The sequence below is a fragment of the Pimelobacter simplex genome, from assembly GCF_900114845.1.
GTDB classification, from domain to species: domain Bacteria; phylum Actinomycetota; class Actinomycetes; order Propionibacteriales; family Nocardioidaceae; genus Nocardioides; species Nocardioides simplex.
Map to the genome: position 1 here is coordinate 365027 of NZ_FOUK01000004.1, position 13096 is coordinate 378122.

General features: G+C 73.2%; 11 protein-coding genes. 6 read left to right on the forward strand and 5 right to left on the reverse strand.

Annotation, left to right across the window (positions count from 1 at the left end; translation table 11 throughout):
- Nucleotides 1-22 precede the first annotated feature (22 nt).
- Nucleotides 23-1294, forward strand: coding sequence for an ABC transporter substrate-binding protein (locus BM223_RS18590; RefSeq protein WP_052138072.1), 1272 nt, complete (start codon nucleotides 23-25; stop codon nucleotides 1292-1294).
- A 221-nt stretch (nucleotides 1295-1515) separates the two neighbouring features.
- On the opposite strand, the gene BM223_RS18595 is transcribed toward BM223_RS18590, so the two are convergent.
- Both BM223_RS18595 and BM223_RS18600 read right to left on the reverse strand, forming a co-directional pair.
- A complete protein-coding gene (locus BM223_RS18595; RefSeq protein WP_038675845.1) occupies nucleotides 1516-2544 on the reverse strand; it encodes an acyl-CoA dehydrogenase family protein in 1029 nt (342 codons plus the stop codon).
- Nucleotide 2545: 1 nt separating this feature from the next.
- Nucleotides 2546-3724, reverse strand: coding sequence for an acyl-CoA dehydrogenase family protein (locus BM223_RS18600; protein WP_038675847.1), 1179 nt, complete (start codon nucleotides 3722-3724; stop codon nucleotides 2546-2548).
- Nucleotides 3725-3847: 123 nt separating this feature from the next.
- Between BM223_RS18600 and BM223_RS18605 the strand changes: the two genes are divergently transcribed.
- Genes BM223_RS18605 through BM223_RS18615 form a run of 3 tightly spaced genes read left to right on the forward strand, consistent with a single transcriptional unit; the run spans nucleotide 3848 to nucleotide 7321 of the window.
- Nucleotides 3848-5401: an AMP-binding protein gene (locus BM223_RS18605; protein WP_038675848.1), complete on the forward strand. Its 1554-nt coding sequence runs from the start codon at nucleotides 3848-3850 to the stop codon at nucleotides 5399-5401.
- Entirely contained in the window at nucleotides 5394-6149 is a 756-nt protein-coding gene (fabG, locus tag BM223_RS18610) for a 3-oxoacyl-ACP reductase FabG (RefSeq protein ID WP_038675850.1), read from the forward strand. Before BM223_RS18605 ends, fabG begins: the two co-directional genes overlap by 8 nt.
- Nucleotides 6146-7321, forward strand: coding sequence for an acetyl-CoA C-acyltransferase (locus BM223_RS18615; RefSeq protein ID WP_038675852.1), 1176 nt, complete (start codon nucleotides 6146-6148; stop codon nucleotides 7319-7321). Before fabG ends, BM223_RS18615 begins: the two co-directional genes overlap by 4 nt.
- A 3-nt stretch (nucleotides 7322-7324) precedes the next feature.
- Here the strand turns inward: BM223_RS18615 and BM223_RS18620 are convergent, their stop codons facing one another.
- The gene (locus tag BM223_RS18620; protein ID WP_052138073.1) at nucleotides 7325-7813 is read right to left on the reverse strand and encodes a winged helix-turn-helix transcriptional regulator; all 489 of its coding nucleotides are present in this window, start codon (nucleotides 7811-7813) and stop codon (nucleotides 7325-7327) included.
- A gap of 19 nt (nucleotides 7814-7832) precedes the next feature.
- Here BM223_RS18620 and BM223_RS18625 point away from each other — a divergent pair, with 19 nt between their 5' ends.
- Nucleotides 7833-9134, forward strand: coding sequence for an MFS transporter (locus tag BM223_RS18625; protein ID WP_038675854.1), 1302 nt, complete (start codon nucleotides 7833-7835; stop codon nucleotides 9132-9134).
- Here BM223_RS18625 and BM223_RS18630 read toward each other — a convergent pair.
- On the reverse strand, nucleotides 9093-9779 hold the full coding sequence (locus tag BM223_RS18630) for a hypothetical protein (protein WP_235319089.1): 687 nt from the start codon (nucleotides 9777-9779) through the stop codon (nucleotides 9093-9095). The genes BM223_RS18625 and BM223_RS18630 overlap by 42 nt on opposite strands.
- Nucleotides 9780-9934: 155 nt before the next feature.
- Between BM223_RS18630 and BM223_RS18635 the strand changes: the two genes are divergently transcribed.
- Nucleotides 9935-10828, forward strand: a complete 894-nt coding sequence (locus BM223_RS18635) for a choice-of-anchor P family protein (protein ID WP_038675857.1) — start codon at nucleotides 9935-9937, stop codon at nucleotides 10826-10828.
- Here BM223_RS18635 and BM223_RS18640 read toward each other — a convergent pair.
- Nucleotides 10818-12971 carry an MMPL family transporter gene (locus BM223_RS18640; protein WP_038675859.1) on the reverse strand — a complete coding sequence of 718 codons (2154 nt, stop codon included), beginning with the start codon at nucleotides 12969-12971 and terminating at the stop codon, nucleotides 10818-10820. The genes BM223_RS18635 and BM223_RS18640 overlap by 11 nt on opposite strands.
- Between the last annotated feature and the right edge of the window lie 125 nt (nucleotides 12972-13096).

The following is a 13096-nucleotide window of genomic DNA, read 5'->3' on the forward strand; positions in this document are numbered from 1 at the left end:
CGGAAACCAGAAAGGCAGTGCAATGACCGCACTCAAGCGATCCCGAGCCCGCTCCCTCGCGGCGGCTTCGGGACTGGCCCTCTGCCTCGCGCTCACCGCGTGCAACAGCGCCGCGGACGACGACAGCGGCGGCAGCTCGGCCGGAGGCGTCAACCTCGACGACTGCCCGGACCCGGGTGCGGTCGAGAAGGAGATCAAGGACGAGATCACCCTCGGCTACAGCGCGCCGCTGTCCGGCCCGGTCGCCGGTGTCGTCGAGGTGTCCTCGCGCGGCTTCAAGGCCCGGATCGAGGCCGCCAACGCCGCGGGCGGCATCAACGGCGTCCCGATCAAGATCGAGTACCTCGACGACGCCTTCTCGCCCGACAAGGCGAAGGCCAACGTCACCCAGTTCATCGAGAAGATGGACGTCGACATCCTCAACACCTTCGGTGCCGGTCAGGTCGGCGCGATGGCCGACGACCAGAACGCCGCGTGCGTGCCGCTGCTCTACCCGAGCTCGAGCGACCCGAAGTACCTCGACATGAAGAACTACCCGTGGACGGTGCAGTTCCTGCCGTCGGCGTCGGCGGAGACCGCCGTCCTGGTGCACCTGATCCAGGAGAAGGTGCCGGACGCCGTCGTCGGCGTCGCGGAGAACGAGACCGCCAGCGGCAAGGCGCAGAGCGAGGCCTTCCAGGAGGCCGCGAAGGAGGCGGGGCTCGAGATCAAGCTCGTCACCTCCGACACCGACCCGAACGCGGCCGCGACCGCGCTCAAGGAGGCCGGCGCCACGGTCGTCTACCACGCCGGCGTGGTCGGCACCTGCGGTGCGTTCGACACCGCCCGCGGCCGGATCGGCTACGAGCCCGAGCTCGTCGTCGCCGCCAGCAACTGCGCCAACGCGGCGGAGTACCTCGCGTCCGGCGACGCCGCCGACGGCGTGACGATCCTGCGCTACTACAAGGACCCTGCCGACCCGGCGCTCAAGGACGACGCCGCCGTCAAGGAGTACCTCGACGCCCTCGGCGACGCCGACGACCCGTCGAACTCCATCACCGTCGCCGGCTGGCTCCAGGCCGACCTCCTGGTCAACACCCTCCAGCAGGCCGCCGACTCCGACGCCGGCCTCAGCCAGCTCGGCATCATCGAGGCCGCCCGTGACCAGGACTACGCCTCGCCCATCCTGATCGACGGCATCCACTGGCTCAGCACCTCGGACCGCCCCGCGGGCGTGAACGGCTTCGAGCCGATCTCGTGGAGCACCGCCGAGAAGCGCTTCGTCTCCGCCGGGGACGTCGTCCCGGCCAAGTGAGGCGCTGACCTCGCACCCCACGAGAAGGGCCCCCGCCACCGAACCCGGTGGCGGGGGCCCTTCGTCCTGCGCGAAGTGCGCGGGTTGCGGGCCCGAAGTACGCGGGTTGCGGGTCCGAAGTACGCCGGTTGCGGGTGCGAGGACTGACAGCTCGTCAGTTCTCGCACCCGCAAGTGGCGCACTTCGCGCCCGCAACCTCCCGACTTCGTGGGGCGGGAAGGTCAGCGGAGGAGCTCGACCGCGCCGTGGTCGCCGAGGCCCGCAGCCAGTCGATGCAGGTGGAAGCCGGTGTCGCCCCAGAGGTGCTCGATGACCTCGAGGCGGGCGGTGACGTAGCCGATGGCGTGCTCGTCGGTCATGCCGATGCCGCCGTGCAGCTGGATCGCCTCCTGGCCGATCAGCCGGCCGGCGCGGCCGGTCTGCACCTTGAGGCGCGACGCGACCGCGGGGTCGACGACGTCCTCGGCCAGGCACGCCGTCGCGTACAGGACGGCGCTGCGGGCCAGCTCGAGCGCGACGTAGGCGTCGGCGGCGCGGTGGGTAAGGGCCTGGAACGACGCCAGCGGTACGCCGAACTGGTGCCGGGTCCGGAGGTAGGCGACGGTCCGCTCGAGGGCGTCCTCCATCGCGCCCAGCGCCTCGGCGCCGTACGCCGTCACGGCGCGGACGCTCGCCGCCGTGAGCAGCTCATCCGCATGAGGGGGTGCGGCCAGGAGGGTCGCGGGGGTGCGGTCCAGGTCGATCCGCGCCGTGGGGGAGCGGTCGTGCGAGAGGTAGGAGTGGATCGCCGCGTCCGCGGGGTCGACAACGAACAGGCCCAGCCCCTCGGGGCCGGTTGCGGAGACGACCAGGAGGTCGGCCGCGGCGCCGTGCAGGACGGGCTCCTTGGTGCCGGTCAGCCGCCAGGTGCCGCCGGTGGGCTCGGGCTCGGCGCGGACGCCGGCGCCGGGGTGCCAGCGGCGGCCGGGCTCGTCGTGGGCCAGGACGACGAGCCGGTCGGCCGGCCCGGGGAGCAGGGAGCCGCCCACCACCCCCTCGACGTACGGCGTCCGGGCCCCGGCGCGGCCGAGCGCGCGGGCCACGACGAAGACGTCCGCGAAGGTGCCGCCGGCGCCGCCGTCGGCCTCGGGGACGCCGAGCCCGAGCAGGCCCATCTCGGCGAGGCCGGCCCAGGCGTCGGGAGCGGTGGCGAGCATCCGGGTGACCGCGCGCTCGAGGTCGTCCTGCTCGGGGGTGAGGGTCAGGTCCATGTCAGAGTCCCAGCACGTTCTTGGCGATGATGGTGCGCTGGATCTCGTTGGCTCCGCCGTAGATCGAGACCTTGCGCATGTTCAGGTGCTGCAGGGCCGAGCGGCGCTCCCAGGCGCCCGCACCCGTGCGCTCGGACGGCGTGCCGGTCGCGGTCGAGCCGGGCCCGGCGAGGTCCATGGTCAGCTCGGCGACGAGCTGCTGGAGGTGGGTGCCCTGCAGCTTGAGCACCGAGGACGCCGGCTGCGGCTGCCCGTCGCTCGACCCCGCGGCGACGCGCAGCGCGGTGAGCTCGAGCGCGGCGAGGGAGGCCTCCGCCTCCGCGATCCGGACGGCGAGCAGCGGGTCGTCGACGAGCTGGCTGCCGTCGTCCTGGCGGGCGAGCGCGTGCTCCTTCACGAGGGCCAGGCGCAGCTTGGTCGCGCCGATCTGGGCGACGTTGACCCGCTCGTTGCCGAGCAGGAACTTCGCGTAGGACCAGCCCTCGTGGGGGGTGCCGACGAGCTGGTCGGCCGGCACCCGGACGTCGTCGAAGAAGACCTCGTTGACCTCGGCCTCGCCGTCGATCATCCGGATCGGCCGGACGGTGATGCCCGGCGTCGCGAGGTCGACCAGCAGGAACGAGATGCCCTGCTGCCGCTTCGGTGCGTCGGGGTCGGTGCGGACGAGGCAGAAGATCCAGTCCGCCCAGTGCGCGAGGCTGGTCCACGTCTTCTGGCCGTTGACGACGTACTCGTCGCCGTCGCGGACGGCGGTCGTGCGCAGCGCGGCGAGGTCGGAGCCGGCATCCGGCTCGGAGAAGCCCTGGCACCAGAAGATGTCGAGGGCGGCCGTAGGGGGAAGGAAGCGCCGCTTCTGCTCCTCGGTCCCGAAGGCCGCGATGACCGGCCCGACGAGACCGGTGTTCGGGCTGAGCGGCGGGAAGACCGCGGCGCGGTGCATCTCCTCGGCCCACAGGTGGTGCTGCAGCGGCGTCCAGTCGCGTCCGCCCCAGGCGAGCGGCCAGTCGGGGACGGCGAGCCCGGCGCGGTGCAGGATCCGGTGGGTCTCCACGATCACGTCGCGGTCGAGCGGGGCGCCGTGCGCCACGGGCTCGCGCAGCTCCCACGGCACCTGGGTCTCGAAGAACTCCCGCAGCTCCTGCCGGAAGGCGGCGAGCTCGGGGGACAGGGCAAGCCTCATGGCGTCATTGAAGCGTGCTCGTGAGTGACTGTCTACCGGATAGTGAATTGGACAGAGGCTCAGGCTTGAGCGAGTTTTGACGCACCTCTTCCTCGATGTCGCTGTTGTAGTTAGCATGCCGCCATGAGCAACCCGAGCATGCACGCGGCGCGCCATCCCGACAAGCCGGCGGTGATCCTCGCCGAGACCGGCGCCACGCTCACCTACGGCGAGCTCGACCGGGAGTCGATGCAGCTCGCCCAGGCCTTCCGCGCGGCCGGGCTGCGTCCCGGCGACCACGTCGCCTCGGCGGTCGCCAACCACCTGCGCAACCCGGTCGTCTACTGGGCCGCGATGCGGGCGGGGCTCTACTACACGCCGATCAACACCTACCTGACCGATGCCGAGGCGCGCTTCATCGTCGACAACTGCGGCGCCCGCGCGGTCGTCGTCGACGGCCGGCTCGACGCGCTCGCGGCCGGCCTGGCCGACCTCGACCTCCCGCTGCGGATCAGCCTCGACGTCGCGCTGCCCGGCTTCGACGAGCTGGCCACCGTGCTCGACCGGCACCCCGCCGTACCGGTCGACGAGGACGTGCTCGGCGCCTCGATGGTCTACAGCTCGGGCAGCACCGGCCGGCCCAAGGGGATCAAGCGCCCGCTCGCGGCGCGCACCTACGCCGAGGGCAACGTCCCGCTGCTCGAGTTCGCCCGCACGGCGTACGACGTCGGGACCGACACCGTGAACCTCAGCCCGGCCCCGCTCTACCACGCCGCGCCGAACTCGTTCGCGAGCGCGGTCCTCGGCCTGGGCGGCACGCTGCTGCTGATGGAGCGCTTCGACGCGTCGGCGTTCCTCGACGCGGTCGGCCGCTACCGCGCGACCCACGCGCTCGTCGTACCGACCATGTTCGTGCGGCTGCTCCGCCTTCCCGAGGCCGAGCGTGCGGCGGCGGACCTGTCGTCGCTGCGCTTCGCGATGCACGGCGCGAGCCCCTGCCCGGTGCCGGTGAAGCGGGCGATGATCGACTGGTGGGGCCCGGTGATCATGGAGTACTACGCCGGCAGCGAGGACAACGGCTCGACGGTCATCACCTCGCAGGAGTGGCTCGCCCACCCGGGCTCGGTGGGCCGGGCGTTCGGCTCCGCCGTGATCCACATCTGCGGCCCTGACGGGGCGGAGCTCCCGACCGGCCAGGACGGCGTCGTCTACTTCGAGACGCCGGGCGGGCTGCCCGCCTTCGAGTACCACGGCGAGCCCGACAAGACCGACTCCACCCGGCACCCGGTGCACCGCGGCTGGAGCACGCTCGGCGACGTCGGCCACCTCGACGCCGAGGGCTACCTCTACCTGACCGACCGCACCGACTACATGATCATCTCCGGCGGGGTGAACATCTCGCCGCAGGAGATCGAGGACGTCATCTCCGCGCACCCGCAGGTGCTCGACGTCGCCGTGTTCGGCGTGCCGAACGAGGAGTTCGGCGAGGAGGTCAAGGCGGTCGTCGAGCTCGACCCCGAGGCCGAGGCGGCGGGGATCGACGACGAGATCCGCGCCTTCGTGCGCGACCGGCTCGCCCGGCACAAGGTTCCCCGCACCGTCGACGTCATCGACGTGATGCCCCGATCGCCCGCCGGCAAGCTCTACAAGCGGCAGCTGCGCGAGCGCTACCTGAAGGAGACCCCCACCCATGGCTGAGCAGCGCACCGCCATCGTCACCGGAGCGGCCCGCGGCATCGGCCGCGCGATCGCCGAGCGGCTGGCCGGCGACGGCCTCGCCGTCGCGGTCGTCGACCTCGACGAGGCCGCCTGCGCCGACGCGGTCTCCGCGATCCGTGCAGCGGGCGGCCGGGCCCTCGCCGTCGGCGGCGACGTGGCCGACCCCGACAGCGTCGGGACGACGGTCGAGCGGGTCGCCGCCGAGCTCGGCGCCCCGACGGTGCTGGTCAACAACGCCGGGATCATCCGCGACAACCTGCTCCACAAGATGTCGCTCGACGACTGGGAGGCGGTCATGGGCGTGCACCTGCGCGGTGCCTTCCTGATGACCCAGGCCTGCCTTCCGGCCATGCGCGAGGCGGGTTTCGGCCGCGTGGTGAACATGTCGAGCGGCTCGGCCCTCGGCAACCGCGGCCAGGCCAACTACTCGTCGGCCAAGGCCGGGCTCCAGGGCTTCACCAAGACGCTCGCGATCGAGCTCGGCCCGTCGGGCGTGACCGTCAACGCGATCGCGCCGGGCTTCATCCAGACCGAGATGACCGTCGCCACCGCCGAGCGGATGGGCTTCGAGTTCGACGACTTCGTCGCCAAGTACGCCGACCAGATCCCGGTCCGCCGCGTCGGGCAGCCCGACGACGTGGCCCACGCGACGTCGTACCTGGTGAGTGAGGGGGCGGGCTACGTGTCGGGCCAGGTCCTCTACGTCGCCGGCGGTCCGCTGGGATGAGCGCCCTCGCGCCCGACGACGTGGTGATCGTCGCGACCGCCCGGACCCCGATCGGCCGCGCCCACAAGGGATCGCTGCGCGACGTCCGCCCCGACGACCTGGGCGGCTTCGCGGTCCGCGCGGTGCTCGACCAGTTGCCCGCGCTCGACCCGGCCACGGTGGACGACGTGGTGATCGGCTGCGCGGTGCCCGAGGGCCAGCAGGGCTTCGGGATCGCCCGCGCAGTGGGCCTTCTCGCCGGGCTGCCGGTCTCGGTGCCGGGGCTGACCGTGAGCCGCGCGTGCGCGTCGTCCCTCCAGGCGATCCGGTCGGGGGCGCACTCGATCGCCGCCGGTGAGGCCGACGTCGTCATCGCAGGGGGAGTCGAGAGCGTCTCGAAGGTCCCGGTGCCGCTCGGGTACGACGACCTCAACCCGCGCCTGTCCGACCCCACCGCCGACGGCTTCGTCACGGACCTCTACTCGTCGATGCTGCAGACCGCCGAGAACGTCGCCCACCGCCACGCCGTCACGCGCGAGCGGATGGACGAGTACGCCGCCCTCTCCCAGGCCCGCGCGGCCGCGGCCCGCGCCGACGGCTTCTTCGCCCGCGAGATCACGCCCTTCCCCCTCGCCGACGGCACCCTCGCCACCGAGGACGACTCGCCGCGGCCCGGCACGACGTACGAGACGCTCGCGGCGCTCGCCCCCGTCCTCGGCCCCGACGGCACCGTCACCGCCGGCAACTCCTGCCCGCTCAACGACGGCGCCGCCGCCGTCGCCCTCATGTCCGCCCGCCGCGCGGAGACGCTCGGCCTCCCACCGCTGGCGCGGATCGTCGCGTCCACGGTGACCGGGCTCGAGCCGTCCCACATGGGGGTGGGCCCGATCGCCGCCGTCGCGCGGCTGCTCGAGACGACCGGTCACGTGATCGGGGACATCGACGTCATCGAGCTCAACGAGGCCTTCGCCGCGCAGGTCCTCGCCGTCGTCGACGCTCTCGGCATCGACGTCGACCGCCAGCTCAACCCCTACGGCGGCGCGATCGCGCTCGGGCACCCCTTCGGGATGACCGGCGCCCGGATCATGACGACGCTGCTGCACGGGCTGGCCGAGCGGGACCAGGAGCTCGGGATCGAGACGATGTGCATCGGTGGGGGGATGGGGATGGCAATGCTGGTGCAGCGGTTGTGAGGCTCAGCCGCCCGCCGGGCGCAACCGGTGCTCCGCCGCCAACCACGGCTTGACCCACGTCATGTCCTCGGGCCGCAGCGGCTCACCGCACGCCGAGCAGGTCTCGGCCTGCGTGGTCTCGTGCCCGCAGGTCTCGTGGCGCAGCGTCATGTGCGCGCCGCCGTCGGGCTCGGTGGTGTGCCGCTCCCCCCAGATGGCGAGCTGCTGGAGCAGGGGGAGGAGGTCAGCGGCGGCGTCGGTGGCGACGTAGCGCTGGCGGGTGCGGCCGCCGCGCTCGTAGTCGACGGTGGTGAGCAGGCCGGCCTCGCGCATGGTGCGCAGGCGGCGGCTGAGGACGGCCTCGGAGATGCCGAGGTTGTCGCGGAGCTGCTCGAAGCGGCCCGTGCCGTGCAGGACGTCGCGGACGATGAGGAGGATCCACGGGTCGCCGAGGACGTCGAGCGAGCGGCGGACCGGGCAGAGCTCGGTCGACCAGTCGGAGCGCAGCGCCATGCGTGCTAGCGTACCCGCCGTGACTTCGTTCAAGAAAGTCAGCCGCGTGCACCCGGCCTGGGCGGTGGCGGCGGTGGTGTTCCTGGCGCTGATCGGGGCGGCAGGATTCCGGGCCGCGCCGGGGGCGCTGATGGTCCCGCTGCACGACGAGTTCGGGTGGTCGACGAGCGTCATGTCGCTCGCGGTCAGCATCAACCTGCTCCTCTTCGGACTGACCGCGCCGTTCGCGGCGGCGCTGATGGACAGCTTCGGCATCCGGTACGTCGTCGCGGCCGCCCTCACGCTCGTCGCGCTCGGGGCCGGCGGCAGCGTGCTGATGACGGCGTCGTGGCAGCTGCTGGTGTGCTGGGGCGTCCTGATCGGCCTGGGCACCGGATCGATGGCGCTCGTGCTGGCGGCGACGATCGCGAACCGCTGGTTCGAGCAGCGTCGCGGCCTGGTCATGGGCGTGCTGACGGCGGGCTCGGCGACCGGGCAGCTCGTCTTCCTGCCGGTGGTCGCGAGCCTGGCCGAGCACGCCGGCTGGCGCCCGGCGTCGCTGGTGATCGCGGCGGCGGCGCTGGCCGTCGTCCCGGTGGTGTGGCTGGTGGTCCGCGACCACCCCGAGGACCGCGGCGTCGCCCCCTACGGCGCCGCGCCCGGCTGGACGGCCCCGCCCCGTGTCGCCGGCGGCGCGACCCGGCGCGCTCTCGAGGGCCTCGCGTACGCCGCCCGGCACCGCGCCTTCTGGGCGCTCGCGGTCGCCTTCGCCATCTGCGGCGCCACCACCAACGGCCTGATCGGCATCCACTTCATCCCGTCGGCCCACGACCACGGCATGTCGAGCACGACGGCCGCGGCGCTCCTCGCCGCCGTCGGGATCTTCGACATCGCCGGTACCATCGCCTCCGGCTGGCTCACCGACAAGTTCGACCCCCGGATCCTGCTCCTGGCCTACTACACCTTCCGCGGCCTCGGCCTCCTCCTGCTCCCTTCGCTGCTCGCGGACAGCGTGCACCCGAGCATGGTGCTGTTCATCGTGATCTACGGCCTCGACTGGGTCGCCACGGTGCCGCCGACGGCCACGCTGTGCCGGGAGATCTTCGGCGAGCGCGGGACCATCGTGTTCGGCTGGGTCTTCGCGGCGCACCAGCTCGGTGCGGCGGTCGCGGCGCTGGGGGCGGGCGTGATCCGGGACCACCTCGGCAGCTACACCTATGCCTGGTGGGCGGGGGCGGCGCTGTGCGCGGTCGCGGCGGTGCTGTCGGTCGTCGTCCGGCCGGCGGGGGAGGGGCAGCCCTCAGGGCAGCAGCGTGCGCCCCTGCCAGAGTCCGTGCTCTGACAACGGCCGGAACCGCAGGAACGCCGACTCGTGGTGGAACTCCCGCCGCCGCTGCTCCGCCATCGCCACCGCATGGGTCGGGGCCTCGGCGACGGACGGGTCGCGGCCGTGGACCATCGAGGTCATCTCGCGGACGCTGCGCCAGATCGAGAACGTCGAGAACGTGCGCGGTGGTCGTACGGCAGCGGTGGCGAAGACCGCGGCTGGGTGGCCGGCGACGAGGCGCTCGACGGGCTTGCCGAGGCGGAGGAAGCGGGGGAGCTCGGGGAGCCGGAGGCGGGCGAGGGTGACGGCGACGGCGGGCTCGTCGGGGTCCCAGTCGCCGGCGCGCTGGGGGAGGGGCCCGAGGGCGGCGACGGCGCCGAAGCGGCGCAGGTACTGCAGGCGCACGTGCCAGCCGCCGGCCAGGCGGCGGCCGAGGGGGTCGCGGTCGAGGTAGCGGTCGAGCGCGTCGGCGTCGTCCCAGGTGGCGAAGACGGCGAGGCGGCGCACCTGGAAGCGCTCCAGGGAGACGGTCGGGGCGCCGAGCCGCATCATCGCGAGGCACTCCGCGTGCCGCAGCCCCGGGACGGCGGACGGCGGGCGCACCAGGGTCCGCGCGGTCACGGTCGGGGGCAGCTCGGCGAGGTGGAAGGAGTGCAGCACCCGGCACATTGAACCAGCCTGGTGCGCCGGGGTCGGCCGGAGAAATCGGCATTTTGCGCACGTCTCGGCGCTCTCCCGCGCCCGGGCCCGGGATGTGTCGTTGCTCACCCCAGAGGCGCGGGTCTTCGACTCGCGCGACCACGAGGGAGATCGAGATGAGCAAGAGTCGTGCGGGTGCGATCGGCGCCCTGGTCCTGGTCGGGGTGGGCTCGCTGACGCTGGCCGGCGGGGGCGATCCGAGCTACGCGGCGGGCGCGCCGTCGTCGGCCTACGGGCTGGCCGCGACGGGGCTGATCCCCATCGACGCGGTCCCCTCCGTCGTCTCGTACGACGGCGAGCCGGTCACCGACGCGCTCGCCGAGGTGCCCGACAACCCGCTGCTGTCGGCGTCCGCGTTCGCGGTGAGCGCCCAGAACGGCCGGGCGTCCTCGGGGGTGGTCGACCTCGCGGTGGGCCGCGGGGTGCTGTCCCAGCTGCCCGACGACCTGGCCGAGCAGCTCCAGCCGGTGTGCGACCAGCTGGGCCAGGTCGACTTCGACGACGTCACCGACGACGTCGGCAATTTCGTCATCGACCCGCTGCAGGACGCGCTCAACGAGGGCACCGCCGACTCCCCGATCGACCTCGGCGCGATCACCGCGCTCGACTTCTCCGCCCTGGTCCCCGGCGACCTGACCGGCCTGTGCGACGTGCTCGACGGCGGCTCGCTCGTCTCGGCCGACGCGGTCGAGGCCTCCTGCACCGGCCGGCGGGGCGCGATCGAGATCGTCAACCTGCGGGCCCTGGGCCTGCCGATGGAGGTCGACACCAGCGAGGCCGGCTCGTCCGCCGAGATCCCGGGCGTGGTCAAGGTGACCGTCAACCGGCAGACGCAGCGCGCCGACGGCACCTTCACCGTCGACGCGCTGGTCGTGAACCTCTTCGGTCAGCAGGAGGTCGTGGTCGCCTCGGCCACCTGCGGCGAGGTGATCGTGGGACGCGGGCCCGGTGACGGCAACCCCGCTCCGAGCCCGACCCCGGTGCCGGGCGACCTGCCGGTCACCGGCTGACGGGCAGCAGCTCGCCGTCGGCCGAGGTCCAGGTGGTCGGCCCGGTCGCGGTCACCTCGCCGGGGACCGGACGACCGCGCCGCGGCCAGGCCCGCTCGCCCAGCAGCACGAGCACCGCCGGCAGCACGACCAGCCGGATGACGGTGGCGTCGATGAGGATCGCGGCGGCCAGGCCGACGCCCATCATCTTCATCTCCATCATCGAGAGCGTCGCGAAGATCGCGAAGACCGACACCATCACCGCCGCGGCGCTGGTGATCACGCCCGCGGTGTCGGCGATCCCGCGGTGCACGGCTGTGCGGGCCGGCATCCCGCCGTCGACCAGCTCGCGGATCCGGCTGAGCACGAAGACGTGGTAGTCCATCGACAGCCCGACCAGGACGACGAGGACGAACACCGGGATCCAGTCGATGACGAAGCCGGGACTGGTGAAGTCGAGCAGCCCGGCCCCGACGCCGTGCTGGAAGACGAGCGACAGCAGGCCGAAGGCGACGCCGACCGAGGTCAGGTTGAGCACCGTCGAGACCAGGCCGAGCAGCACGCTGCGGAACGCCAGCACCATCATCACCAGGGTCAGCAGCAGCACGATCCCCAGCAGGATCGGCATCCGGTCGCCCTGCTTGGTGGCGTGGTCGAGGGACGCCGCCGCGTCGCCGCCGACCGCCCACGAGACGCCCGGCCCGAGCGGGGCGAGCGCGTCCGGCACGTCGTGGTCGCGCAGCCGCTCGATCGCCCGCGCCGCGCGGTCGTCGGACTCCTCGTAGGGCAGGGGCACGGTGAGCACCGACGTCCGCCCGTCGGTCGAGGTCCGCACCTCGCCGCCCAGGGTCCGCAGCCGCGGGGTCACGGCCGCCGCGTCGGCACCGCTGACGACGACCTGCGCCGACGTGCCCTCCGCGGGGAAGGCCGTGGTGATCGTCCGCAGGGTCTGCACGACCGGGATGTCGCGCGGCAGCGTCTCGGCGCTGGCCTGGTGGGTCTTCATCGTCAGCGCCGGGACGGCGAGCGCGGCGAGGGCGAGCCCGGACACCACGAGCGCCACCACCGGGTGCCGGACGACGGGCCCCAGCAGCCGGCCGCTGATGGTGCCGGTGCGCACGCGGCGGGTGAGCCGCCACAGCAGCGGGACCCGCGGCCGGTCGACCCAGCGGCCGAGCTTGACGAGCAGCGCCGGCAGCACGGTGATCGAGCCGAGGACGGCGACCGCCACGACCAGGATCGCGCCGGTGGCCAGCGAGTTGAAGGTGACGTCGGTGAGCACGAAGAGGGCCGCGAGCGAGGCGATCACGGCACCACCGGAGACGAGGATCGCGTGGCCCGAGGTCTCCGCGGCGATCGAGACGGCGTCGAGCGTCGAGCGTCCGGCGGCGCGCTCCTGGCGCTCGCGCTTGAGGTAGAAGAGCGAGTAGTCCACGCCCACGGCCATGCCGATGAGCACGATCATCGAGTACACGGTCGGCTCGGCCGGCACGAGGTACGAGATCGGCCCGGTGATCCCGATGGTCGCGGCGACACTGGTCGCGGCGAGCAGCACGGGCAGCCCGGCGGCGATGAGGGCGCCGAAGGCGAGCAGCATCAGCACGAGCGTGATCGGCAGGCTGACGAGCTCCGCCGAGGCCAGGTCCTCGCCCACGCGGTCGTCGATCGCGTCGCCGATGGTGACGTCGCCGGCCTGCTCGACCCGCAGGTCGGGGTGCGCCTTCTGCACGGCGGCGGTCGCGTCGAGCAGCGGGGCGGCGTCGATGTCGTCGGCGGTGAGCGCGACCGGCACGAGCAGTGCCGTCCCGTCCGCGCTCGGGACGACGTCCCCGACCCCGGCGACGCCGTCGAGGCCCGCCATCCGGTCGGCCACCTCGCTCGCGGCGGCGCGCGCCTCGGCGGCGTCGAGCCCACCGCTGCGGGCACCGATGAGGACGTTCTCGGTGGGCGGCGCATCGAGGTCGGCCTGCTCCATCAGCGCGGCCGCGCGGCCGGACTCGCCGATCCGGTAGTCGGCGTCGGCGACCTCGTTGGTGGGGACGGTCGCCGACAGGCCGACCGCGATGACGACGAACGCCAGCCAGGCGCCGATCGCCCGCCACGGATGGGTGGCGCTCCAGCGGGCGGCCCGGGAAGGCAGACCGCTCAGGGGAATGCGTGACATGGAAGCTCCTACGGGGGGGTGGAGGACGTGCCCTCAAGGCTGTCGCCGCGAGCGCCCCCGGTCAGGGGTGGAGCGACCCGAGCCGGAGTGGTGCCTGCACCACTGCGCGCGCAGCGCGGGCCGGG